Here is a 23,087-nt window from a genome sequence, read left to right on the forward strand (position 1 = left end):
AGTAGTAATTATTTAATTGTATCAAAAAAAGCATATCCGATATTCAGATATGCTTTTACTAAGGTTATTTTAAAGAAGAAAACATGTTAGTGAATAAATCTGTTGTAATCGAGTTTGGAGGTTTATTATGGAGTTCTATAAATTTAGTGAAGATAGTGGGAAGAGGATTTAAAAATTTAATTCAGACTTTGTTATGTCACGAATTATCCAAACTGAAAAACCAACACATATAGGTTGTATGTATTTAGATGTAAATGGAGTTATAGGCTATCACCAGCAGTAGTGCCTCAACTTTTTCTAATTATGAATGGAGTAGGTTATGTTAAATGTGATAAAAAAGAGTATGTTAAGGTTCAATCTGGAGATGCTGTTTTTGGGGATAAAGATGAATGGCATGAAACTAAAACTGACACAGGATTAACTGCAATTGTTATTGAAAGTGAAGAGTTATGCCCGTCAACATTTATGCCATTAAAGAAATAGTATTTTTTCAACTTTAGGAGTGCTTTAGTTAAATAATGATCTTCCACAATCAGGCGCAATCATTTTAAATGATTGCGTCTATTTCAATTATAAGAGCATGTTTAGTAAGGCAATATTAGAGAATGAAATAATGCTCTTAGATATTCAGAAAGAACCTATCTTTAAAATAAAGGTTTAGAAAGTAAGAAATAGTAAAGTCTATTAGTGAAAAAAGTTAAATGAGGTGTTAATATGTATGAACATTTTGAGGTTATATTAAGGTCAATAACTGCTTTTGGACTGTTACTAATAGGCACGCGAATCCTAGGTAAACAAACGATCTCTCAAATGACGATATTTGATTTCGTTGCAACCATTTCATTAGGCACCATAGCAGCCAACTTATCCTTTAATACATCTTTTGCTGGTGACCCGACAATTGTTATTGAAAACGGACAAATACTAGAGAAAAATATGAATAAGATGCGTTATACGTTAGATTATTTAAATCAACAGTTACGGGAAAAGGACATCTTTAATATTGATGAGGTACTGTTTGCAATTATAGAGACAAATGGGACATTAACCGTCTTAAGAAAGCCTCAATTTAGGAATGTCACTAGACAAGATTTAATGATACCGGTCACCCCTGAAAATAAATTGCCAATTGAACTTATTATGGATGGAGAAGTAATAAAGGAAAATTTAGAACAGAATCACCTAACGGAATCATGGTTACAAATTGAATTAAATAAACGTAACTTAGATCAAAAGGATGTATTATATGCAGTCCTTTCCGGTAATGGAAATATGTATGTTAATCCATATGAGAATCATATTCATTCACCAATTGATAAAGAATAAATGATATACCTCTTGATTTATTAAGAAAATTAGAATGTTTTCAGTAAAACAATCAGAGAAACGCAATTATAAAAAAGTTTTAAAACAAATAGATTGATAAATGGATATTAGCTGGATGTCCATACGAAGGCTTTTTATGGTTGAAGAAACTATATGGATCAGCTTCTTAATTAGGCATTAGTTCAACAAACTAAGAAAGTATTCATAATCATTATCTTGATCTTCAGAAAACGGGCGCTTTCCTTTAATAAGTAACGGGTTCTCTTTTGAAGTGCAAAATTATAAATAACAGTACAAATAACGTAGTAAAAAGCATGATGATTAGCAATTAAATCATCATGCTTTTTCGCTTTCAAATATTATCCTTAATAATTCAAAGTTGTTATATTTGGAATTACAATATCGGTTTAAGAGTGTAATGTAGTAGTTGGAACTTTTGAAGGATTTTGTGAAAAGGTGTACATAAGCTATTTTATAATGCAGTAAATTACCTTTATATGGTAGAATAATTGATATTAGGAGTAATCTGAATTTTTAAAAAGTTCATTTTGTTAAGGAGGAAAAATTGAAATACAATTGAAATACAAGTGCAACTTTTATTCTATTTCTAATCCTATTAATGCTCACTTCCTGTATGCAAACTGAAAAAAGTGAGGAACAACTTCATAAGAAAGAGCAAAATACTGATTACAAAGAAATCAAGTACACATTCGAAGACCCTCAAACGAAACAAAAGTTTAAAATCGTTCATGCCAGTCAATTATTTGAGCGGTATATTGAAAAAGTGAAAGAGAATCCAAGCAAATCAACCTTGGAACTGTATAAAGAGGAAGTCATTCAGCCTGTTTACAAAGATTGTTTCGAAAATGGAGAATTCCTTTATATGGCAGAAGACCTTCTCAACTCGGCCCCTGATAGTTTAGCAGAATTAGAATTAATAAACGAAGAACTAGAAACTCGTAATCTAGTAATGAATAAAATCATTCAAGAATCACTTTTGAAATCCGCAGCACTTCTACCCTCTCAAAAGGATACAGCGGTGTGTGTATTTCCTTCTAGCCGTGCAAATATGCCGATGCTTACGGTTGGGGCTGGGAAAATTATTATCCCATATACTGGATATGATAAGGATGATTATATCAAGGTCAGTGTTGCCCATGAATATCTTCACAGTGTTTGGGCAGAAAAGTATTTAAGTAATTATTCTGGAACTGTTTTAGATAATTTTATATTTGAAGGAAAAGCGGTCATGTTCGAGAAAACCGTTTATCCTAATCTTGAAAGCATCCCAGTGGATTTAACTTACGACAAAGAATTATGGTCTAAAATTGAACCTGATTTAAACAAAAAGGACTTGAATCGGCAGTTAGAAATTTTAGTTGGCGGAAAAGATTTACCGAGGTCATATGGTTATAGTGAAGGATATAAGATGATTAAATCCTATCTTGATTTAAATCCCGGCAAAACACCAGAAGAGTGGACTGGTCTAAGTACACAAGAAATCATCGAAAAAGGAAAATACTTTGAGAACTATAAATAGAAACAAACCAGAGCGTTAGTTGAACAAGGACTTTCTTTTAAAGCCGAACTATAATTCATTTTTTAAATTTTATTAAGTTAGGGATTTGGTTGAATAACGATCTTCCACAATCGGGCGCTTTCCTTGAATAGGAAGGCTATCTCCGTCATTTAAAGGGACAGTTAATGAAAGAAAATTTTGCAACTTTACTTTTAAATAAAATAATGCCTGTATTTCGTAAAATATGCACATCGTTGTTCAATAACTTTCAATTAAAGTAAGTAATGAGTTAAAATTAAAGTAATTGTAAAAGATGGGGGTCTTTTAATGGCGACAATAGAGGATTTTTTGAAATTGGACATCCGTATTGGTACTGTTGTTAAAGCGAAATTTTTTCCTGAAGCAAGAAAACCTGCAATAAAATTAGAAATTGATTTTGGGGAAATGGGCATTAAGCAGTCTTCTGCACAAATTACACAAAGATATAAACCAGAACAACTTATTGGAAGTCAAGTAGTGGCAGTATTAAACTTCCCCCCGAGACGTATCGCAGGGTTTAAATCGGAGGTATTGGTAATTGGAGGGGTCCCAGAAGAAGGTGACGTGGTACTATTAAAACCAGATAAACCTGTTAAAAATGGAACACCAATAGCATAAAAATTTCCAAAAGAAACTTAATGTTAGGTACATTTATTGTTTCGTTAGCGGGATCTTATGTATATCATGATATTCAACAATCGGGCGCTATTCTTGTAAAAGAATTGTGCCTTCTTTAGCTAAAGGGCCATTTAATGGAGGATGAATGGTATGTAAAATGTAAAATTTTTTGTAATAAACAAAACAAGTGGATATTAAGAGAAAGGAGATTAACGCCAAAATGATTTTTGATGATTTATCAGATTCAAATGAAGTTAACTACGAAGTATTTCTGTTTTTTTTAAAGCAGGGTAGAGAAATTGAATTTACTTATAATGGAGAAGAGTATTTTATACCTAACCACAAAAAAGGTAGAGTATTATTAAATGAAGAAGGAGATCATTTGAATCACTATATTGAAAATATGGAGGAATTTGTAAGTAATGCTAAAATAGATGGATTAACATTAAAAGAAATCTTCCAAAATCAAAATGATAAAATCGAATTCGGAATTATTTTCTAAGTTCATTTTTCAATTAAATATGGAATAACCAGGGAGTATTGAATCTACACAATATATTGTGTCATTTGGTACTCTATTTTTGTTTAAAAGAATTGAATGTATATTGAAGTAAACACAAACAACAACTGGTATCGTAATTATGCTCAAAATATAAATATTTATATGTAGCATAATTCATCAAATTATATTCAAACTAAGTTCAAGCCGAGGAGGTAATTGCATTAAAAAACAAAGGAGGATTCAGAAATGAATCATGTTGTTGCCATAATAGGCAAATTTATAATGGTCGCTGCGATTCTTATTATTATTAATTCCTTCATATTTGGTGGGACGGTAACAAATTCATTAGTAATAAGCCTAGTTGTAACCGTAGTAACTTACATTGCAGGGGATATGTTTATTTTCCCGAAATCAGGAAATCGTAAAGAGTATGTTAGACGAAATACAATTGCCACTTTTTCGGATGGTATATTAGCTTTTGTATTAATTTATTTTGTAGGAGCGCTTTTAAATGATTACTTTAACACTGATCTTCTTGGTTCAGCTATTGCTTCGGCTCTTGTAATAGGAATTGGTGAATGGATTTTCCATAGATATCTGGACTTAAATGTATTTTATAATCGGAATGACCGTCCAACCCTTAATAAAGGGCATTTATCCGATTAATGATTTAACCTGTCTTCACTATTGAAGGCAGGTTTTTTTTCATAAATAAAAGTTGAATCATCAAAGACAGATTATTTTATAGTTTTATCTGTAATGATACACAAAAGCTAATCCGTAATCCGTCCATATTTTAATTGTCGAAGATGCAAATAAAAATGCAATTGGGTTAGTATAGATTAACTTCTTACGTTTTAATATTCCATACATCAACTCAACATTGAATTATTCTTTCTTTTGTGGTAAATTTTAGTGGTTGTTGAAAATTAAATGAAAAGGAGTTTTGATTTGAAAATTAGATTTGTCACGGTTGTTATTATTTTCAGCATGTTTTTAAGTGCATTTGTTGGTTCGTCATTTGCATCTGCAAAAATGAAGGATAGCCCTAACAAAAACTATTATGTGAAGTTGGCTCAAAATGCACCCTATTATGATCGTCCCAATGGGAAAAAACAAGGCATCATAAAGAAGGAATTTAAGGGAAAAGATTCTGAAGGTAATGAGCAATATATGACAAATTCAGTGAAAGTCATTCAGTATACAAGTGAAAAATGGGTAAAAGTTCAATTTTCAAATAAAAAATCTGGTAAATCGAAGCAAATCAAATTCATTAAAAGTGACAACATTAGAGCGAATTTTTATTCCCTCGATTATGTAATTATTGCCCCACAAACCGGAGTCAATTTAAGAGCAAGTAATACTGTTAAATCAAAGATCCTTACAACAATTCCTATGGGGGCTTTGGTTGAAGTTTATTATAAAAGTAATTGCGTAGAAAGTCCTATTAAGGATAAATGGGTACATGTACAATATATTAAAAACAATAAGAAATATATTGGGTATGTTTATGAAGGATTAGTGAAATATTAGTTTAGTCTATTTTAAATTGCGTAAACTCAGCAACTATCTTTAATACTAAAGCTATATAAAGTTTTAATACAGAACATTACAAGCCCCTAAACTTTTCGATTTAGGGGCTTTGATTTAAGAAGTCTTCTCTTTCAACGTTTTCGTCCGTTTTTTAGTTGTTGTTTTCTTCGTCTTGTTTAAAGAGGCTTGTAGAGCACTCATTAGATCTGTTACGTTATCTGGAAGTTCTTTTTCCACATCATTTGCCGTAACAGTATGCTCGGATTTTTTCTCCTCAATTAAATCCATTAATGCTGTTCTGTAATCATCTGTATATTTATCTGGGTCAAAAGCAGTTGTTAATTGTTCCACTAACATTATGGCAGTATCAAGTTCTTTTTGCACGACCAATTGTTCAGCAGGGATATTCGGAACATCGCTTATACTTCGAACTTCGTCAGGATAGTGAATGGTCTCCATCACCAATGTATCTTTATATACACGAACGACCGCAAGCTGCTCCTTAGAACGAATAATAATTTTAGCTACACCAATTTTTCCGGATTCTTCTAGTGTTTTTCTTAAAAGTGTATAAGCTTTACTACCAGTGGTGTCAGGAGACATATAATAACTTTTCTCAAAGTAGATGGGATCAATTTCCTCTAATTTGACAAAATCGATAATTTCAACGGCTTTATCTTCGTTTTCTTTCCTCAAATTCTCAAGATCCTCTGCATCTAATACGACAAACTTATTTTTCGCATACTCATATGCTTTTACGATATCTTCCTCCACAACTTCTTTGTTACAATTCTCACATACTTTTTTATAGCTAATCGGTGTATTACATTCTTTATGAAGCTGTCTAAGTTTTATATCTTTATTTTCAGTAGCAGCGTGAAGTTTAATGGGAATATTCACTAATCCGAAACTAATACTTCCTTTCCAGACTGTATGCATCAGGGTCACCTTCTTTTTCTTCTTATTATTAAAAACTTTGTCCGTTTTTATGTATTAGTTCACATCATAATTCAAAAGATAACTAAAAATGAGAAAGTTGGATTGTATGAAACCCATGCTATTAACGCTTGCAATGGAAATACCTCAGGGACAAGAATGGTTATATGAAACAAAATATGACGGATTTCGCTGCATGTTAGAGTGGGATGAAGAACCGATTTTAATAAGTAGAAATGGGAAAGTGCTAAATCGTCAATTTCCTGAGATTATGGATGATCTAATGGATAAAAAAGAAAGTATAAGCCCTTTTTTACCATTAAAACTAGATGGCGAATTGGTCTTTTTAACGAATAATTTTCAAAGTAATTTTTCGGTTGTTCAAACAAGGGGAAGAATGCGCAGTCAAGAATCGATTCAAAAACATACTTTGACCTTTCCTTGTCATTTAGTCGTATTTGATCTACTGGAGTTGAAAGGAGAAAGCCAGACAAACCTCAATTTAACGGAGCGTAAAGACAAACTACAAACATTATCTAAAGCTATTCGTATGCCAATTTCCATCAATTATGAAGATTTCAATCGTCTGCAACTAATCGATGTCTTCCATGATGATCAAGAGTTATGGAATAAAATTATCATCCACAATGGAGAAGGTCTAATCGCTAAGAAAAAGAATAGTCATTGGATAGGCGATATAAGAACTACAAACTGGCTAAAAATTAAAAATTGGCGATATGTCAGTGTTATTTTAACCAAATTTGATAAAAATAATGGTTATTTTAATGGGGCCGTTTATCGAGAAAATAAACTAATTGATGTGGTCTCATTTCGTCATGGACTAAAAGAAGAAGAGTTCGGCACTTTAGTAACTTTTTTCGAAGCAAATGGAACAAAGTTAAAGGGAGAAGTTTGGGAATTGCAGCCTTCTATTTGTGCGGAAATTGCATGTATCGATTTCCTTGGAGGGATGCTGCGAGAGCCTAGATTCCATACATTTAAGCTAAATAAAGAACCCGAAGAATGTACATGGAGACAAATGCAACGACAACTTCTCCCCATACCTGAATCTGTGCAAATTACACATCCTGATAAACCCGTATTTCCTTCTCTTGATATACAAAAAGATGATTATCTCTGCTATTTACAAAACATCGCATCGCTCATGTTACCTTTCCTTCGTAATCGGCCACTAACTCTAATTCGTTATCCTCATGGTGTACCTGGAGAAAGTTTTTACCAAAAAAGCAGTCCCGAAAATACACCTGAGTTTGTAACGACTACAAAGGTTGAAGATACACAATGTATCGTTTGCAACAATGTTGAAACACTACTTTGGCTAGGAAACCAATTAGCAATTGAATATCATATACCATTTCAACCGATTCAAACAGATCACCCAACTGAAATTGTGTTTGATTTAGATCCTCCTTCAGTTGAAGAATTTTCTTTGGCAGTTGAAGCAGCGCTACAAATGAAAGCAATATTTGACCAGTTTGCGTTAAAGTCATTTATCAAAACATCAGGTGGAAAGGGAATGCAACTCTATATTCCATTACCAAAAGGTGCATTTTCGTATGAACAAACTGGATTATTTACAAAATTTATATGTGATTTTTTAATAGAGCAAAATCCAAAATGGTTTACAATTGAGCGATTAAAAAAGAATCGGCACAACAAACTCTATTTAGATTACGTTCAACATCGAGAAGGGAAAACCATTATCTCTCCTTATTCACCAAGAGGGAATGACAAAGGTTTAGTTGCGACTCCATTGTATTGGGATGAAGTCAATGATTCATTAAAACCAGATCTATTTACGATTCTGGCTGTTGAAGAACGAATAAAGAAACAGGGAAATCCATTTCTTTCATTTAGAGATATGGAAACTGCTAATGGACAATCCTTTTCAAATTTACTTGAACAGTTAGATGGAATAAAAAATGAATAATAACTTCGATCTCTTCAGCTTTCATTTTTAGATGTTCTTGCCTTCCTGTATTACGAATAAAGTGAAAAAAGAAAAGCAAACTAATAACGTAATTTAAAAAATATCAAGGAGGCGATCAAATGTCAGAAAAAAATTTTCCGAAATCGCATGGAAGATTTGGTCATGAGGAAATGGGGAAGGACTTTACAAATCAGGGAGAAATCTTTGATGGTCCAAAAATCAACATAGTTCAAAAACTATTCAAGAAAAAAAAACAGAAAGCAAATGAAGTTGCTCGACAAAATTTAGAATAGGCAAAGAATTGGCGGTAAAAAAAGAGTTTTTCACTCTTTTTTTACCACTTTTTTTTGTTAGTCCAAATACCTCAATACTAAATGAATTTTGCGATTTTTTCTAATGGTAATCGTGAAGAATTGTGAGCAGGTACTGCTGCTTTACCAATGGCAATCAGTAAAATTGGTTTAATATGATCTGGTAATTCAAAACGTTTGGCAAATGCATTTTTATCGAATCCACCCATTGGAACTGTATCGTACCCCATGTCCTTAGCTAAAAGCATAATTTGCATTGAAATTAAGCCAGCATCAAAAGTTGCGATATTTGTTAATGCTTCTTTAGGAAGATTTGAATAGAGATTTAATGAGTTTTCAATCATCATATTTTTTGTAGCTTCATCCATATAACCAAGTTCAAAGTTTTGATTGTAAACTTCTTCGACTTTTTTATACATTTCAATGTCACCTAAAACCGCAATAATCGCTGAAGAAGTTTCAACTTGTTCTTGATTAAATGCAATAGTACGCAATTCTTTTTTGATGGCTTCATCTTGAATGACAAGAAAACGCCAAGGCTGTAAGTTGCTTGATGATGGAGCAGATGTAGCTTCTAGTAATAATTCCTCTAATTGTGCTTGAGAAATTTTAAATTGTGGATCGTATTTACGAACAGATTTACGTTCGTGCATAACTTTATTTAAAGTACTATGTGTCATTGTCATTATTCTCTCTCCTTGAATGGAATATCATGTTGAGATTATACTATACGACAAAAATATTTTTAATCCAAGTAAATTGCTTGTACTAATACAGTTAAAGATTAATAGATAATTGAGTCAATCTCATAATTCAAAGTTTTGATATAAAATACGAACATTAAAAGATTAAATTGTTGTGCAATATCTATTAGGATATTGTCTAAGGAGCGGAAGATGGCGAGTCCTCGAAAATGCATTCGCATTTTCTTCGTGCATTGCGAATTCAAGGAAGCTTATTCAATGTCCTGTGGGAAAGCGAGACAAGTGAGACCCCGCAGGTAGCGTAAGCGGACGAGGAGGCTCACTGCTCGCCCACGGAAAGCGCCATCTGGAGTGGCATATTCAGTAAATAGTATAGTTGAAGTGTAATCCGAATTATTGGATCGTATATTTAAATAACATTCGCGTTTTACGACTAGAATAGTATTTATGAAATTGATACACTTATATTTTTTTAATTTTCAGCACCTTCTCGAAAGTCTAATCCAAAAAGATTTACAGACATATACTAAGTTAGAATTATAATCATGATAGGGGGTGAATTGATGCCATTTTCTCAACCGAATCCTAGAAGAAGACCAGTCCCACCTATGTATAGACAAGGTTTCGGGCCCCTTTATCAAGGTAGGAGGGAGCAACGATTTTTTTATCCTAATCAACAACATAATGTTTCTAGATTTGGAAGATTACCAGAACATTTCAATACTATAATGGACATGCAGGAACAATAACAAATGGGATAAATATGATGAGGCAAGTAGGATCAATTATAAGATTATTTAGATAGTTTACCTCGAAGGAAGAAGAATATTCTTATGCACATCATGGGGAATTTGATGTGCTTTTTTATGTATTATATGTTTTCTTTAGAATAATCATATAGCTGAGTCAATTTCATAATGCAAAATCTATACTAAAACTCCGAACATTAGATGTTATCTACTTTTGTTCATTATGGGGCGGAAGACGGCGACTCCTACGGGAATAGCTTTAGCTAAATACCCCTCAACTAGTAGAAAGCGAAGTCTGCAGCGTAAATATTAAAAAATTAATTCAAGAGTTTTGCGAATAATTTCTCTATCAAATAAATAATCTAATACTATATATATTATTTATGATAGGAGGGGCGTTCATGGTAGACGTTAATGGAATAACAAAAGATACAGCGACTTTGTTATTGAAAGAGATTGAATCAAGCATTCAGCATTTTACGGAGGATTCCATTCAATCTCTTGATAAGCAAAGGAATTTAGCACAAAGAAGGCAACTATTAATTAATGCTTACGCAAAAACTAGTAGTGGAATGACACAACTCATTATGACAGATATGATTAACGAAATCGATCAAGAAATTGCTCACCTCGAAGAAAATGCTCGATATTGTGAAACACAAAAGGGTTACTATATAGAAATTTTAAGGGTAGTAAAAGAAACTGCGGTAGAATTAAAACTATAAAAATAAAAGCATCTCAAAAAGGGATGCTTTTTATTTTTATATGGAATTGTATAGTACAAAATTAAATGGTATCAGATGGTTATTCATCATGAAAAGAAGCAAGTGGAAACCGAGGTCTGTAGCGAAACATCTAATCGTGATATAGAAAAGTTAATGTGTTGAAATGTTTGCTATTTAAAACCAAAACTCGATTTATAAAAGTGATCCAAATAAATAATATACATAGAAAATAAATAGATTGGCAATCATGACAAGAGAGGATCCATCAACAAACTTTTCTTTATGGGGGTGTGAATAGAATTGGGGCTAGCTGAAACCTTAACGGTTATATTAATCATTTTAAAAGTATTAGGTGTCATCTCTTGGGCTTGGTGGATTGTTTTGGTCCCAGAAATAGTCGCAATGTGTATATATCTGGTCGTTTGGTTCGTGTGGATATTTTATTCTGTTAAACAACATAAGCAAAAAGAAAATTGAAAATAAAATTTTAATACTATCTTTCTTCCAAAGTAAGTAGCAGGAATCTATAAAGTAAAAAGACGCCGAGATATGCACCGGTTATTAAGAAAAATGGATTAAGGAATATTCCGTGAATGGTTGTCATAAAAACAGCGTGATCAACAATGATTTGATAAATAGAAGTTGATGCAATGCCTCCAAAAATAACAGTTGTGATAAAAGCCAATACATTAAAAATAGTTCGGAAACTTTTCATTTTATTTTGGATATAAACCATGAGAATAGGAAAAATAATGCTAAAAATAATCAATAATAACTTCATAAATAGGGCTCTCCTGAAAAATTATTTTTAGCTAATTATGATCTTTATTGTAGTGAAATATACGAAAAAATTTAGTTTGTAAAATATGTATGCTCGTATCTTACAGAGATATTTTAAATACTTATCGCATTTTCCACGGAAAGCGCAGTCATTTGCGAAGTAAGGGTTATATATTTATAGTAAAATCGAATGAAAGGAATCTTTTTTGTGAAATCGCTTAATATAAAAAAACATCTCTCCTATTGAAAGATGCTAATGTTCATACATATATAGTGTAATTTTTGATTTATAAAGTAAAATTAGTATATAACAATATGTGTAACAGCAGACTCATAGGAGCCGTATGAGTCTGCTCTTTTACTATTTAATCATAGCTAAACCAAATGTTAACATAGACATAACCATAATTACTGCCATTAATATTACGACAATTTTCTGTATTTTCTTATTGCTCATTGCTCGTTCTCTCCTTTTTTTCCTTAAAAATATTTTATCAGATATTATTTATTTAACAAGTACTAGAGTTTTCAGAAAAATTTATGTACAATTGTGTTATACAACAAAGAAGGAGTTGGGGGACGCATGGATAACATCGATCATATTGGTATTGCGGTCAAGGATTTAGATGAGCGCGTTACATATTATACAAATGTGTTGGGAATGAAACTTATCAATGTTGAAGAAGTAGAGTCTGAACAAGTACGTGTTGCATTTATAGATGCAGGAAATACACATATTGAACTCTTAGAGCCTCTTACAAAAGAAAGCGCTATCTATAAATATTTGGAAAAGCGTGGAGAGGGGATTCATCACATTGCACTAGCTGTTACTGGCATTGAACAAGAAATGGAGAAAATGCGTGGAGAAGGTGCACGTCTTTTATCTGAACAACCGAAAATCGGTGCTGGTGGAGCAAAAGTAGTTTTCATACACCCTAAATCATCTTATGGTGTGCTTTACGAATTAGTAGACAGAAGTTCAGCAAAGGAGTAATAAGCATATGGATATGTACGATAAAATCAATGAATTATATGATAGAAAACGCGAAATCGAACTTGGTGGCGGTGAAGCGCGTATTGACAAACAACATGCAAAAGGTAAGTTAACAGCTCGTGAGCGTATTGAATTATTACTAGACGAGGGAACATTTGTAGAAATAAATCCCTTTGTAAAACATCGCACAGTAGACTTCGGTATGGCTAAAAAAGAAGGACCTGGAGATGGTGTTGTAACTGGTTACGGTAAAGTCAATGGTCGTCCAGTTTATCTATTCTCACAAGATTTCACAGTTTTTGGTGGAGCTCTTGGAGAAATGCATGCTATGAAAATTGCGAATGTTATGGATTTAGCTGCGAAAAACGGTGCGCCATTTATCGGCATTAACGATTCAGGCGGTGCGCGTATCCAAGAAGGTGTATTATCACTTGATGGATATGGACATATTTTCTATCGCAACTCTATTTATTCTGGCGTAATTCCGCAAATCTCAGTGATCATGGGACCATGTGCAGGGGGTGCTGTATATTCACCAGCCATCACTGATTTTATCTTAATGGTTGATAAAACATCTCAAATGTTCATCACTGGTCCAAAAGTTATTGAAACCGTTACAGGTGAAAAAATTTCATCTGAGGGACTTGGCGGAGCAAAAGTTCATAACTCTGTAAGTGGTAACGCACACTTCCGTGCAGAAAATGAAGAAGCAGCAATTGAACAAATTAAACAATTACTTAGCTACTTACCACAAAATAACACAGAAAAAGCGCCAACTGTTGAAGTGGAAAAAGACTCAGAAGATGACTACCGTTCAGAATTACTTGATCTTGTGCCAGTAGACCAAACAAAGGCATATGATGTACGCAAAGTAGTTGAACAAGTTGTAGATGCTGGTTCATTCATGGAAGTTCAAAAAGATTTTGCAAAAAATATTGTAGTAGGTTTCGCTCGAATCGGTGGTGAGTCAGTTGGGCTTGTATGTAACCAACCGAAAGTTCTTGCAGGTGGTCTAGATATCAATTCATCTGATAAACTTGCACGTTTCGTTCGTACTTGTGATTCATTCAATGTACCAATTATTACATTTGAAGACGTTTCTGGTTTCTTCCCAGGTGTAAAACAAGAACATGGTGGAATCATTCGTCACGGTGCAAAAATCCTATTTGCTTATTCAGAAGCAACCGTTCCAAAAATCACAGTTATTCTTCGTAAAGCATATGGCGGTGCATATGTTGCACTTAACTCTAAATCAATTGGTGCAGATATGGTATATGCTTGGCCAAACGCTGAAATCGCAGTTATGGGTGCATCAGGTGCAGCAAACATTATCCATGCAGGAGAAATTGCAAAATCAGAAGACCCAGAAGCAACTCGTGCACAAAAAATTGAAGAATATAAAGAAAAATTCGCAAATCCTTATGTTGCAGCGTCTCACGGCTTAGTAGACGATGTCATTGACCCACGTGAAACACGTATTAAATTAATGCAATCACTAGAAATGCTTCGTACGAAGAAAGAATCTAGACCATATAAAAAACATGGTAATATTCCATTGTAATAAGGGAAATACCATTAAAATAATCAAAAACACATAAAATACTATCTTAATTTTCACAAAAATAATTATTAACTGATAAAGGCTATCTCTACCGTCCTGCGGTATGGAGATAGCCTTTTCTCTTTCTAGGATTTGTAGATTATTGAATTTAATAGGTATTTAACGATCGATTCCAAGGTTATTGTGAATCTTGAAACTAAAAAAATAACAACAATATGATGAAACATGTCTTAAAATCATCGAACGGGTCTATATAGAAGATATAAATGAAGTTTTCAGGTACTAAGAAAGAAATAATACTTCTTTTTATATGACTGAAGCCTTTTCTTTATCGTTGATTTTTGCGTATATTACTATAGCTTACTACTATTTAATATTCTCTCTATCTGTGAAAAGAAGTCGGGGTGGGAAAATGGAGCATGTAGTAAAATCAATTATTTCAATAATAGGGAGTTTTACCTCCTATTTATTGGGTGGATGGAGCTTATTACTAACTACACTATTGCTATTAAATGTATTTGATTATTTAACAGGGATGGCAGCAAATTGGGGAGAGATATCAAGTAAGCAGGGTCTAAAAGGTATCATAAAAAAATGTGTCATGTGGGTATGGATTGTAGTTGCAAACCTTCTCTATTTAGTACTTGCCAAAGAAGGGTTTGATTTATCGCAAGTCATCCCGGATGGGGTAGTTATTCTTTTTATCATTAACGAAATAACTTCTCTTGGCGAGAACAGTATTAAATTAGGGATTAATGTACCGGAGCCCATAAAAAAAGCACTACTAATTATGAAGGGAGATAAAAAATAATGGTAAATCAATTTGTCATCAGTTCTGGACATGGGAAATTCGTCCCTGGAGCAAAAGGGTATTTAGATGAAGTAGAGGACGCAAGAAAAGTTGTGAATCGTGTGTATTCTATTTTAACGAATGATTTTAACGGTGTTGGTTTCAAGTTCCATGATGATACTTCAACAACACAAAACCAAAATCTCACAACTATTGTCAATTTTCATAACAGTAAAACCCGCTCATTAGATATAAGTGTTCATTTTAATTCAGCTGAAGAAACTGCAACTGGATCAGAATGTTTATATTATAATGCACAAGCATTATCGGGAAAAATGTCCAAAGCTATGGCAAAGTCTCTTGGAATTATGGATCGTGGTGCGAAGGAAAGAAAAGAATTATATTTTCTGAAAGAGACAAAAGAAGTAGCTATCCTATTAGAAGTTTGCTTTGTTACAAGTAAAAAAGATACGGAAGCGTACACAAAGAATTTTGAAGTATTATGTCAAGCGATATCGCAAGTAATTGCAAGTGAACTTGGGTATTCAAAGACAAACTATAGTCAGAATTACCTCACAAAAAAATCCGATACATTCATTGCAAAGAATGATATGCCAAAATTTAAAGGAGGTGATCGATATGTAAAAGTATCTAGCATAACACCTGAATATTATATTGTAAAATCAGGCGATACATTTTTTCGGATTGCCAAAAATTACAATACGACTATGGAGAAATTAAAAAATCTAAATAAAGAGATTAAAAACATTAATAAAATTAAAGTTGGACAAAAAGTTCGAGTTAAATAGGTAGTTAAAAAAATTTGAATACATTATTTATGGAAATAGAAATGGATTTTAATAATAGATTTTGGTGCAAAACATGGGAAGAAAAAATTGATTTTTATTTATGTAAACTTTTAAAAAAGTATTGGAGGAAACTTACATTGGATAATAATGATCATATTGATGCAACTGGAATAAGCAAAAACGTTGATGCAATGAATGCATTTAACATGAGAGATAGTGATCTAAGTTCTATAAATAGTAAGTCTAATGCTAAATTTGTAAGTGTTACAGGCAAAAATTCTAATCCAGGTACAATAGCTAAACCTTTTAAATCTATACAGTATGCGATTAACCAAGCCAAACCAGGAGATATTATTTACCTTTTAGAGGGTACGTATCGTGAACGGATTATTTTACCTAAATCTGGGGATGAAAACAATCCGATTAAACTTGTTAATTATCCTGGAACTTCTCCTATTATTGATGGGAAGAATATTGTTTGGGATGGTGGTTATCATGGAGGATTAATTAGTATTGATGGAAAGAGTAATTGGATTTTTGAGGGAATTAAACTTATAAATGCGAGCGCAATGGGATTTGGTATGGAGAAAAATAAAGGAGGTTCCGAAAATGTAACCATTAAGAATTGTTCGGTAATAGGTGCTATAACTTCCGGTATCTATTTCGAAGATGCAAAGAACATTATCATTGAAAATTGTTATATAGAGAATGTTTGTAAAAATTTATTAAATGAATGTATCACAATTCAAAATGTAGATGGATTCGAAGTATTAAATTGTACTATTAAAAATAGTTACAAAGAAGGAATTGATGCTAAGAACGGATCTCGAAATGGATCTATACACGACTGCAGAATTGATAATACGAAAGCGGTTGGTATTTATATAGATGCGTATTCGAGAAACCAGTACAATATCAAGGTATTTAATAATATGATTACTGGAGTAAATGGTGCCGGTATTTCTACAGGTGCAGAATATGGGGGAAAGCTACAAGATGTGCTAATTCGTAACAATATCGTGTATGATTGCTCACGAGGATATAATGTAGCTGCATACAATGATGAATCTAATCTACCGTATAGTATCAAAAATATAACTATACGGAATAATATAGCATTTAACGTAACATTTACAGGGGTATTTATTACATGTGATGTAAAAAATCTAATCATTGAGAATAATATACTTTTCTCTAAACAAGAAAGTTATGGAATCCATGTGTATGATTTATCAGTAACAGATATAGCAGAAATAACAATACGTAATAATCTTTTTAGAGATATGATTAAATCAAAATTTTTGCCAATAGGTACCGACTATATATTACTTTCGAAAGTTGCCGGAGCGAATAATGCATACGATAAAGTATTTAAAGATGCAACAGGTAAATCTGGCAAAAGAGATTTTACACTTGCCGCTAATTCTCCAGCAAAAGGTAGTGGGTATCAAGGTGTAGACATGGGGGCATATGGTTACCCAAAAGAAGGGGCAAGTGAACTGGGGTATTCTACGAAAAAAGACTATAGTAAAAATTACTACACCAAAAAATTCGATAAATTAGTTGCGCTAACCAATATTAATGTATATGCTGATTTGGAATTTAAAAAGAAATTAAATCAATATAAAAAAGATACAAATTTAACCATCTTAGATATTGCCTATGCTAAGAGTGGTGTCCCAAGATTCAAAGTAAATGGTGGCTATGTAACGGCAAATCGTAAATATGTAAAAGCATCTAATGTAACACCTGAATTTTACGCTGTAAAATCAGGCGATACCCTTTCTAAAATCGCAACAAAAAATAATACGACGATTGAAAAGTTAAAAGAACTGAATAAAGATCTTAAAAACTTTGACACATTAACAGTTGGACAAAAAGTTAGAGTCAAATAAAAGTAAAACTTCAGTAGGTTGGCCAAGATCACACATAAATTTGCGTTCAAGGTTTAAATTGAAAATAGGTATTCGTAAAAGCCTGAGATTAATCCTATAAAACTCAGGCTTTTTATAATGTATTAATAGGTCATATAAATGGCTTATTGAAGGAATACAGCTTGTCATTAAATTTCAGCTAAAGTAGCTATGGATCAAAAAATTTTGAGAGTGTAGATAGGTTATTTCCATAAATTTATGATAAAATTGTCTAGGAATAAGGTGGTAAAGTTACCACATATAAAAGGAGTCTTATAAGATGACAAGTCGTATCGTTGAAGAATTTTTAGAGTTAGTACAAATTGATTCAGAAACATACCACGAAGAAAAAATTTCACCAGTATTGGTAAATAAATTAGAAGCATTAGGTTTTGACGTTTATGAAGATGATGCAGCTAGTCGAAATGGTCACGCATCAGGTAACCTTATTGCAACATTAAAAGGGACATTAACGGATGTTCAACCAATTTACTTTACATCACATATGGATACTGTAGTACCTGGTGTTGGTATCAAACCAATCATCAAAGAAGATGGTTATATTTATTCAGACGGTACAACAATCCTTGGTTCAGATGATAAAGCAGGACTTGCTGGATTATTAGAATTAGCAAAACGTTTAAAAGAAGAAAAAATTGAACATGGTGATATTCAATACGTAATCACTGCAGGTGAAGAATCTGGACTTGAAGGTGCAAAAGAATTAGAACATGAAAAAGTTTATGCAAAATATGGATTCGCAGTAGACTCAGATGGTAAAGTTGGTGAGATTGTAACTGCAGCACCTTTCCAAACAAAAATATTTGCAACATTAAAAGGAAAAACTGCCCATGCTGGAGTGGAACCAGAAAAAGGAATTTCAGCAATTACAATTGCTTCAAAAGCGATTGCAAAAATGAAATTAGGCCGTATTGACTCAGAAACAACTGCAAATATCGGACGTTTTGAAGGCGGTAAAGCTACGAATATCGTTTGCGATGAAGCTTCAGTACTAGCTGAATGTCGTTCTTTAAACGAGGCAAAACTTGTTGAACAAGAAAAACATATGAAAGAAGCTTTTGAATCAGCTGCGAAAGAAATGGGTGGCGTTGCAGAAGTCGAAGTAAAACGTATGTACCCAGGCTTCCACTTTGGGCCAGAAGATCTTGTTGTTAAAGTAGCTGTAGAAGCAGCTAAAAACATTGGTCGTGAACCAAAACTTGTTCAATCAGGTGGAGGTAGTGACGCAAATGTAATCGCTGGATATGGTATCCCAACTGTAAATTTAGCTGTTGGCTATGAAAAAATTCATACAACTGAAGAACGTATTCCAGTTGAAGAATTAGAAAAACTAGCTGATCTCTTAGTGGAAGTTGTCAAGTGTGCAGCAAAAGTAAAATAGCCCATCTTACGAAAAGAGAGTGAGTTTATGTCAAATGTGAAAGTTGTTGTATTTCGATGTGGACAAGAGGAATATGCAATTCCGGTTGAAAATATAGTTTCAATTGAAAAAGCTGAAAGAGTCAATCGTATTCCTCATTTGCCTGATTATGTATTGGGCTTAACACGAATGAGAAACGAACTTCTACCAATTCTTGACTTTGAACAAATTTTATATCATCAGACAGGTAATTCCTCAGAAGCTAAAATCATTGTTGTACAAGCAGATGATTTTATCTTTGGTCTATTAGTTTTGGAAGCGAAAGAAATTTTAGATATTCAAGACGAACAACTAAAACAAGTTGGACTTGTTAATTATGCAAAAACACAATACTTCAGCTCAGTTGCCAATCTTGAAGATCGGATGATTACGCTAGTGTCACCTGAAGTACTAGTGAATACTTTAGATGGTATCAAAGAAATTAAAGCATATATGAAATCTCTTACTGAAGAAGAAATGCAAGAAATCCTATAATACAAGAAAGAGGTAGCTTTTATTGCTGCCTCTTTTCTTATAATGAACGATATTCTTTTAAATTACTTTAGCTGTGGATGTTTTCGTATTTAATTTTATCTGTGAATATTTTTTACCAAATAATAGAAGGCATAATGCGGAAGCAACAACACTTCCTGCGAAAATGAGCGCACTATTATATCCACCAAAATATGTAGCGAGTTTACCAGCAATAAGTGGTCCAATTATTTGGCCAACCGCATAATAAGTGGTAAGAGTTGAAACTACACTTGCACTTTTAGTCGGAAAAAGTTCTCGGCAATAAGAAGTTGTTAAAACCACAATCCCCACAAAAGTGACCCCAAATAGGAGGGCAGAGACCATTACGCCAATAATAGTTGTGGAAATAACAGGCAAAATAATACCAATAATTTGTAGAATATATGCTGACGTAATAATAACCATAGGTTTATATTTTGACATGAGTAAACTCCAGATAGGTGCTGAAGGTATAGCGCCAATCCCTACAATAACCCAACTGTAACTAGCGTAATTCTGTAAACTTGGCATTTCGTGAATCATATCTACCAAAAAAGTTCCTGTAATAATATACCCTAATCCTTCTAATCCATAGGCGATTGTAATCCATGGCATAAAACCAGTCCAGAATTTTTGCGTGGTTCCTTTTATTTTTTCATATGCTGGATCCTCTAATTTCTGCCATAAGAAGTGATTTGTAAGTACAAAAACAGCAGATAGAATACTAAGTCCTATAAAAGCTCCTTGCCAGGCAAAGAATTTTTGCAAATATGGTACCAAAATTCCTGATAAAGCAATTCCAACTCCAATACCGCTAAAAACATAGCCAGACCATTTAGTAAGATAATGACGAGCTAAATAATCCAATAGCATGCTGGAAGTTAAAACAAATATAAGACCACCAGTAATTCCGTTGATTAAACGCAAAACTAACCATACATAAAAGTTGTGAACAATTCCCATGCCCAATATGGAAATCACACAAATCCAAGCATTCATGTAAAGTCCTTTTTTCTGATTTTTTACAATAAAACCTGCCCATAGAGCACCAATAAAATAACCAATGTAATTTGCAGAAGCTAACCATCCACCTTTTTCAACAGACAATCCCTCTGCTTCACGTAGAAAGGGTAGGATAGGTGTCAGCGAAAAACGACCAATTCCCATTGCAACTACCAAAAATAAAACCGCCCCAACAATGATCGTTGCATGTTGACGATTCATGAAAACACCCCCATTAAGTAGAAAAAAATGACGCAAACGATAAATACAGTATAACTTAATTAAGGGCTAATTTGGTATATATTGGTTTAGGATGATAAAAAAGTTTTTGTTCAGAATGAAAGAGAAGAAAAGTAGATAGGTAGTTGAAACCTGCCCATAAAGGCCTAATTGGTTCAACTAACCCTAAGTGGGGTTGGAGAAACCTCCACTTAAGGAAGTTTTACTGATCCCATTCGTCAGCAAGTATGCCATAAACAGCATGGTCTACAAAATGGTCATAAAGCCATTCGTTACTGCGAAGTGTTCCTTCGTGAACATATCCTAAACGTTCAGGAATACTTCTACTTTTTTTATTTTTAATAGCAGCGCGTATTTCAACTTTATTCATATTTAATTCTTTAAAAGCATAGTTGGTTAAAGTTTGAACTGCGCTTGTCATAATGCCGTTTCCTTGGTATTCGCTCCCTAACCAATAGCCAATAGAAGCTAAACGATTTGTACGATTAATATTGTTGAAACCTGTGATTCCAACGACTTTTCCCTTCCAAATAATCGCTAAATTTAATAGTGTACCATCATTTTCACCTTTTTGACTAAAGGTAATATAATTATGTGTATCTTCTTCTGTCTTCGTGCCATCAACCCACGGAAGCCATTCTCTTAAATATGCTCGATCATCATCTGTTAATGAAAATAGGGCCTTTGCATCTTGTAGGTTTACAGGTCTTAAAATAAGATCATCAGAGACTTTTAACATATGTATCTACAACCTTTCAAAATATTCTTACTATTGTAATGGATATTACTGTAAAATTGCAATAGATTTCTGAAATTTCTTTTGGATTTATGAATATTTAGTCTTCCGAATATTTTTGTTATACTAGAAGGAGAACGTTTGGTCGATAATGGAGGAGAAGCAATGACTGCTCATGGGAAAATTATTTTTCATATTGATATGAACTGTTTTTATGCTTCTGTTGAACAGGCATACGATCCTCGACTAAAGGGAAAGGCACTTGCGATAGCTGGAAATCCAAAAGAACGTAGGGGAATACTTGTTACTTGTTCTTATGAAGCAAGGGCGAAGGGTGTTTATACGACAATGTCTGTATGGGAAGCAAAACGTAAGTGCCCTGAACTAATCTTAATGGCACCAAATTTTGAACGATATCGTCATGCATCACAGGCTATGTTTGCGATATTACGTACATATACGGATCTTGTTGAACCTGTTTCCATCGATGAAGGATATATGGATGTAACGGAAATTGTACATGGAAAAGAAGCAATTGAGCTGGCAGAGTCAATCCAAAGGCGCATTTTAAACGAATTAGATTTACCTTGTTCTATAGGAATTGCACCCAATAAATTTCTTGCTAAAACAGCTTCTGATATGAAAAAGCCTATGGGTATTACCATTTTAAGAAAACGCGATGTATCGAAAATGCTTTGGCATCTTCCCGTTATTGAAATGCATGGAGTAGGAGAAAGTACTGCCAAAAAGCTTGAAGAAATAGGGATTCATACAATTGGAAATCTTGCCAATATAGAAGAACATCGAATCAAAACGATTCTTGGTAAAAACGGACTTCGCTTAAAAAATCGTGCCAATGGAATTGATAGGCGTGAAGTAGATCCTAACGCTATTTACGATACAAAATCAATTGGTAATTCAATGACTTTTCCTATTGATTTGATGGAGTTTTCAGAGTTAGAAAATGCGATTCAAAAACTATCTGAAAAGGTTGCTAAACGATTAGATGCAAAAAATTTAGCAGGGCATACTGTTTCGATTATGATACGTGATACGGATTGGCATAATAGTAGTCGAAGTAAAACTGTGTCAAATGCAATTTATAAAAAAGAAGAAATTGCTGAATTAGCAGTAGCTCTAATGAAAAATAATTGGGATGGATCGCCCGTACGATTAATGGGGGTAACTGTCAGCAATGTGATCGATAAAAAAGAAACAGCAGAGCAGTTATCCATCTTTACGTTTGAAAAGTACGTAAAAGAAGAACCAGTATTGAAAATTGTTGAAGAATTACAACGTAAATTTGGCAAAGATATTATTACAAAAGGGATTAAGGATGTAAAGAAAACAACTTACGAGTCCCAAACAAGTTTTAGTAAAGACTTTTTGGATGATCATAAAAAATAGGAGGAAAAC

Annotated in this window: 24 protein-coding genes and 1 pseudogene; 19 read left to right on the plus strand and 6 right to left on the minus strand. The window is 33.2% G+C overall.

The features are described 5' to 3' along the window. The first annotated feature begins 127 nt into the window (after positions 1-127). The 7 genes and pseudogenes from CEF14_RS02905 to CEF14_RS02935 all read left to right on the plus strand — a co-directional run bounded on the left by CEF14_RS02905 (position 128) and on the right by CEF14_RS02935 (position 5,537). A pseudogene (locus tag CEF14_RS02905) lies at positions 128-483 on the plus strand (cupin). 231 nt (positions 484-714) lie between these two features. Continuing rightward, positions 715-1,326: a DUF421 domain-containing protein gene (locus CEF14_RS02910; RefSeq protein ID WP_102691470.1), complete on the plus strand. Its 612-nt coding sequence runs from the start codon at positions 715-717 to the stop codon at positions 1,324-1,326. Between the two features lie 634 nt (positions 1,327-1,960). Then, a complete protein-coding gene (locus CEF14_RS02915; protein WP_245890030.1) occupies positions 1,961-2,866 on the plus strand; it encodes a DUF2268 domain-containing putative Zn-dependent protease in 906 nt (301 codons plus the stop codon). 306 nt (positions 2,867-3,172) lie between these two features. Continuing rightward, positions 3,173-3,502 carry a chaperone CsaA gene (gene csaA, locus CEF14_RS02920; RefSeq protein WP_102691472.1) on the plus strand — a complete coding sequence of 110 codons (330 nt, stop codon included), beginning with the start codon at positions 3,173-3,175 and terminating at the stop codon, positions 3,500-3,502. Between the two features lie 187 nt (positions 3,503-3,689). Continuing rightward, the gene (locus tag CEF14_RS02925) at positions 3,690-4,004 is read left to right on the plus strand and encodes a hypothetical protein (protein ID WP_170061416.1); all 315 of its coding nucleotides are present in this window, start codon (positions 3,690-3,692) and stop codon (positions 4,002-4,004) included. A 246-nt stretch (positions 4,005-4,250) separates the two neighbouring features. Next, a complete protein-coding gene (locus CEF14_RS02930) occupies positions 4,251-4,670 on the plus strand; it encodes a DUF2512 family protein (RefSeq protein ID WP_102691474.1) in 420 nt (139 codons plus the stop codon). Positions 4,671-4,994: 324 nt separating this feature from the next. Continuing rightward, positions 4,995-5,537 carry an SH3 domain-containing protein gene (locus tag CEF14_RS02935; protein ID WP_170061417.1) on the plus strand — a complete coding sequence of 181 codons (543 nt, stop codon included), beginning with the start codon at positions 4,995-4,997 and terminating at the stop codon, positions 5,535-5,537. Between the two features lie 114 nt (positions 5,538-5,651). Here CEF14_RS02935 and ku read toward each other — a convergent pair whose 3' ends face one another. Further along, positions 5,652-6,476, minus strand: a complete 825-nt coding sequence (ku, locus tag CEF14_RS02940) for a non-homologous end joining protein Ku (RefSeq protein ID WP_102691476.1) — start codon at positions 6,474-6,476, stop codon at positions 5,652-5,654. Between the two features lie 106 nt (positions 6,477-6,582). Here ku and CEF14_RS02945 point away from each other — a divergent pair, with 106 nt between their 5' ends. Both CEF14_RS02945 and CEF14_RS18870 read left to right on the plus strand, forming a co-directional pair. Beyond that, the gene (locus tag CEF14_RS02945; RefSeq protein ID WP_102691477.1) at positions 6,583-8,424 is read left to right on the plus strand and encodes a DNA ligase D; all 1,842 of its coding nucleotides are present in this window, start codon (positions 6,583-6,585) and stop codon (positions 8,422-8,424) included. Positions 8,425-8,543: 119 nt separating this feature from the next. Continuing rightward, positions 8,544-8,717 carry a hypothetical protein gene (locus CEF14_RS18870; protein ID WP_170061418.1) on the plus strand — a complete coding sequence of 58 codons (174 nt, stop codon included), beginning with the start codon at positions 8,544-8,546 and terminating at the stop codon, positions 8,715-8,717. Positions 8,718-8,794: 77 nt separating this feature from the next. On the opposite strand, the gene CEF14_RS02950 is transcribed toward CEF14_RS18870, so the two are convergent. Then, complete coding sequence (locus CEF14_RS02950) at positions 8,795-9,421, minus strand: nitroreductase family protein (RefSeq protein WP_102691478.1); 627 nt, start codon at positions 9,419-9,421, stop codon at positions 8,795-8,797. 581 nt (positions 9,422-10,002) lie between these two features. Here CEF14_RS02950 and CEF14_RS02955 point away from each other — a divergent pair. Next, entirely contained in the window at positions 10,003-10,188 is a 186-nt protein-coding gene (locus tag CEF14_RS02955) for a hypothetical protein (protein ID WP_245890031.1), read from the plus strand. 401 nt (positions 10,189-10,589) lie between these two features. After that, positions 10,590-10,913: a hypothetical protein gene (locus CEF14_RS02960; RefSeq protein ID WP_102691479.1), complete on the plus strand. Its 324-nt coding sequence runs from the start codon at positions 10,590-10,592 to the stop codon at positions 10,911-10,913. A 493-nt stretch (positions 10,914-11,406) separates the two neighbouring features. Here CEF14_RS02960 and CEF14_RS02970 read toward each other — a convergent pair whose 3' ends face one another. Together CEF14_RS02970 and prli42 are read right to left on the minus strand one after the other, a co-directional pair. Next, complete coding sequence (locus CEF14_RS02970; RefSeq protein WP_102691481.1) at positions 11,407-11,694, minus strand: transposase; 288 nt, start codon at positions 11,692-11,694, stop codon at positions 11,407-11,409. Positions 11,695-12,054: 360 nt separating this feature from the next. Next, the gene (gene prli42, locus CEF14_RS18875; protein WP_170061419.1) at positions 12,055-12,150 is read right to left on the minus strand and encodes a stressosome-associated protein Prli42; all 96 of its coding nucleotides are present in this window, start codon (positions 12,148-12,150) and stop codon (positions 12,055-12,057) included. A gap of 126 nt (positions 12,151-12,276) precedes the next feature. On the opposite strand from prli42, the gene mce reads away from it, so the two are divergent. The 7 genes from mce (at position 12,277) to CEF14_RS03005 (ending at position 19,675) form a co-directional block, all read left to right on the plus strand. After that, positions 12,277-12,687 carry a methylmalonyl-CoA epimerase gene (gene mce, locus CEF14_RS02975; RefSeq protein ID WP_102691482.1) on the plus strand — a complete coding sequence of 137 codons (411 nt, stop codon included), beginning with the start codon at positions 12,277-12,279 and terminating at the stop codon, positions 12,685-12,687. A 7-nt stretch (positions 12,688-12,694) separates the two neighbouring features. Then, the gene (locus tag CEF14_RS02980; RefSeq protein ID WP_102691483.1) at positions 12,695-14,248 is read left to right on the plus strand and encodes an acyl-CoA carboxylase subunit beta; all 1,554 of its coding nucleotides are present in this window, start codon (positions 12,695-12,697) and stop codon (positions 14,246-14,248) included. 412 nt (positions 14,249-14,660) lie between these two features. Next, positions 14,661-15,059 carry a phage holin family protein gene (locus CEF14_RS02985; RefSeq protein WP_170061420.1) on the plus strand — a complete coding sequence of 133 codons (399 nt, stop codon included), beginning with the start codon at positions 14,661-14,663 and terminating at the stop codon, positions 15,057-15,059. Continuing rightward, on the plus strand, positions 15,059-15,847 hold the full coding sequence (locus CEF14_RS02990; RefSeq protein WP_102691485.1) for an N-acetylmuramoyl-L-alanine amidase: 789 nt from the start codon (positions 15,059-15,061) through the stop codon (positions 15,845-15,847). Before CEF14_RS02985 ends, CEF14_RS02990 begins: the two co-directional genes overlap by 1 nt. Positions 15,848-15,876: 29 nt before the next feature. Next, the gene (locus CEF14_RS02995) at positions 15,877-17,742 is read left to right on the plus strand and encodes a right-handed parallel beta-helix repeat-containing protein (protein ID WP_170061421.1); all 1,866 of its coding nucleotides are present in this window, start codon (positions 15,877-15,879) and stop codon (positions 17,740-17,742) included. Between the two features lie 298 nt (positions 17,743-18,040). After that, a complete protein-coding gene (locus CEF14_RS03000) occupies positions 18,041-19,162 on the plus strand; it encodes a M20/M25/M40 family metallo-hydrolase (RefSeq protein ID WP_102691487.1) in 1,122 nt (373 codons plus the stop codon). A gap of 27 nt (positions 19,163-19,189) precedes the next feature. Then, a complete protein-coding gene (locus CEF14_RS03005; protein WP_102691488.1) occupies positions 19,190-19,675 on the plus strand; it encodes a chemotaxis protein CheW in 486 nt (161 codons plus the stop codon). Positions 19,676-19,732: 57 nt separating this feature from the next. Here the strand turns inward: CEF14_RS03005 and CEF14_RS03010 are convergent, their stop codons facing one another. Both CEF14_RS03010 and CEF14_RS03015 read right to left on the minus strand, forming a co-directional pair. After that, positions 19,733-20,917 (minus strand): YbfB/YjiJ family MFS transporter, encoded by a 1,185-nt coding sequence (locus CEF14_RS03010; RefSeq protein WP_102691489.1) that lies wholly within the window; start codon positions 20,915-20,917, stop codon positions 19,733-19,735. 220 nt (positions 20,918-21,137) lie between these two features. After that, positions 21,138-21,680 carry a GNAT family N-acetyltransferase gene (locus CEF14_RS03015; RefSeq protein WP_102691490.1) on the minus strand — a complete coding sequence of 181 codons (543 nt, stop codon included), beginning with the start codon at positions 21,678-21,680 and terminating at the stop codon, positions 21,138-21,140. Between the two features lie 156 nt (positions 21,681-21,836). Here CEF14_RS03015 and CEF14_RS03020 point away from each other — a divergent pair, with 156 nt between their 5' ends. Continuing rightward, positions 21,837-23,078 carry a DNA polymerase IV gene (locus CEF14_RS03020; RefSeq protein WP_102694266.1) on the plus strand — a complete coding sequence of 414 codons (1,242 nt, stop codon included), beginning with the start codon at positions 21,837-21,839 and terminating at the stop codon, positions 23,076-23,078. Positions 23,079-23,087: the final 9 nt, after the last annotated feature.

Origin of the sequence: Rummeliibacillus pycnus, assembly GCF_002884495.1 — a bacterium.
Classification (GTDB): Bacteria; Bacillota; Bacilli; order Bacillales_A; family Planococcaceae; genus Rummeliibacillus; species Rummeliibacillus pycnus.

Excerpts from the sequence above, each read along its gene's own strand:
- CEF14_RS02910 (WP_102691470.1), top strand. The coding sequence starts at position 715 with ATGTATGAACATTTTGAGGTTATATTAAGGTCAATAACTGCTTTTGGA.
- CEF14_RS02915 (WP_245890030.1), top strand. The coding sequence starts at position 1,961 with ATGCAAACTGAAAAAAGTGAGGAACAACTTCATAAGAAAGAGCAAAAT.
- csaA (WP_102691472.1), top strand. The coding sequence starts at position 3,173 with ATGGCGACAATAGAGGATTTTTTGAAATTGGACATCCGTATTGGTACT.
- CEF14_RS02930 (WP_102691474.1), top strand. The coding sequence starts at position 4,251 with ATGAATCATGTTGTTGCCATAATAGGCAAATTTATAATGGTCGCTGCG.
- CEF14_RS02935 (WP_170061417.1), top strand. The coding sequence starts at position 4,995 with ATGTTTTTAAGTGCATTTGTTGGTTCGTCATTTGCATCTGCAAAAATG.
- ku (WP_102691476.1), bottom strand. The coding sequence starts at position 6,476 with ATGCATACAGTCTGGAAAGGAAGTATTAGTTTCGGATTAGTGAATATT.
- CEF14_RS02945 (WP_102691477.1), top strand. The coding sequence starts at position 6,583 with ATGAAACCCATGCTATTAACGCTTGCAATGGAAATACCTCAGGGACAA.
- CEF14_RS18870 (WP_170061418.1), top strand. The coding sequence starts at position 8,544 with ATGTCAGAAAAAAATTTTCCGAAATCGCATGGAAGATTTGGTCATGAG.
- CEF14_RS02950 (WP_102691478.1), bottom strand. The coding sequence starts at position 9,421 with ATGACAATGACACATAGTACTTTAAATAAAGTTATGCACGAACGTAAA.
- CEF14_RS02955 (WP_245890031.1), top strand. The coding sequence starts at position 10,003 with ATGCCATTTTCTCAACCGAATCCTAGAAGAAGACCAGTCCCACCTATG.
- CEF14_RS02960 (WP_102691479.1), top strand. The coding sequence starts at position 10,590 with ATGGTAGACGTTAATGGAATAACAAAAGATACAGCGACTTTGTTATTG.
- CEF14_RS02970 (WP_102691481.1), bottom strand. The coding sequence starts at position 11,694 with ATGAAGTTATTATTGATTATTTTTAGCATTATTTTTCCTATTCTCATG.
- prli42 (WP_170061419.1), bottom strand. The coding sequence starts at position 12,150 with ATGAGCAATAAGAAAATACAGAAAATTGTCGTAATATTAATGGCAGTA.
- mce (WP_102691482.1), top strand. The coding sequence starts at position 12,277 with ATGGATAACATCGATCATATTGGTATTGCGGTCAAGGATTTAGATGAG.
- CEF14_RS02980 (WP_102691483.1), top strand. The coding sequence starts at position 12,695 with ATGGATATGTACGATAAAATCAATGAATTATATGATAGAAAACGCGAA.
- CEF14_RS02985 (WP_170061420.1), top strand. The coding sequence starts at position 14,661 with ATGGAGCATGTAGTAAAATCAATTATTTCAATAATAGGGAGTTTTACC.
- CEF14_RS02990 (WP_102691485.1), top strand. The coding sequence starts at position 15,059 with ATGGTAAATCAATTTGTCATCAGTTCTGGACATGGGAAATTCGTCCCT.
- CEF14_RS02995 (WP_170061421.1), top strand. The coding sequence starts at position 15,877 with ATGGAAATAGAAATGGATTTTAATAATAGATTTTGGTGCAAAACATGG.
- CEF14_RS03000 (WP_102691487.1), top strand. The coding sequence starts at position 18,041 with ATGACAAGTCGTATCGTTGAAGAATTTTTAGAGTTAGTACAAATTGAT.
- CEF14_RS03005 (WP_102691488.1), top strand. The coding sequence starts at position 19,190 with ATGTCAAATGTGAAAGTTGTTGTATTTCGATGTGGACAAGAGGAATAT.
- CEF14_RS03010 (WP_102691489.1), bottom strand. The coding sequence starts at position 20,917 with ATGAATCGTCAACATGCAACGATCATTGTTGGGGCGGTTTTATTTTTG.
- CEF14_RS03020 (WP_102694266.1), top strand. The coding sequence starts at position 21,837 with ATGACTGCTCATGGGAAAATTATTTTTCATATTGATATGAACTGTTTT.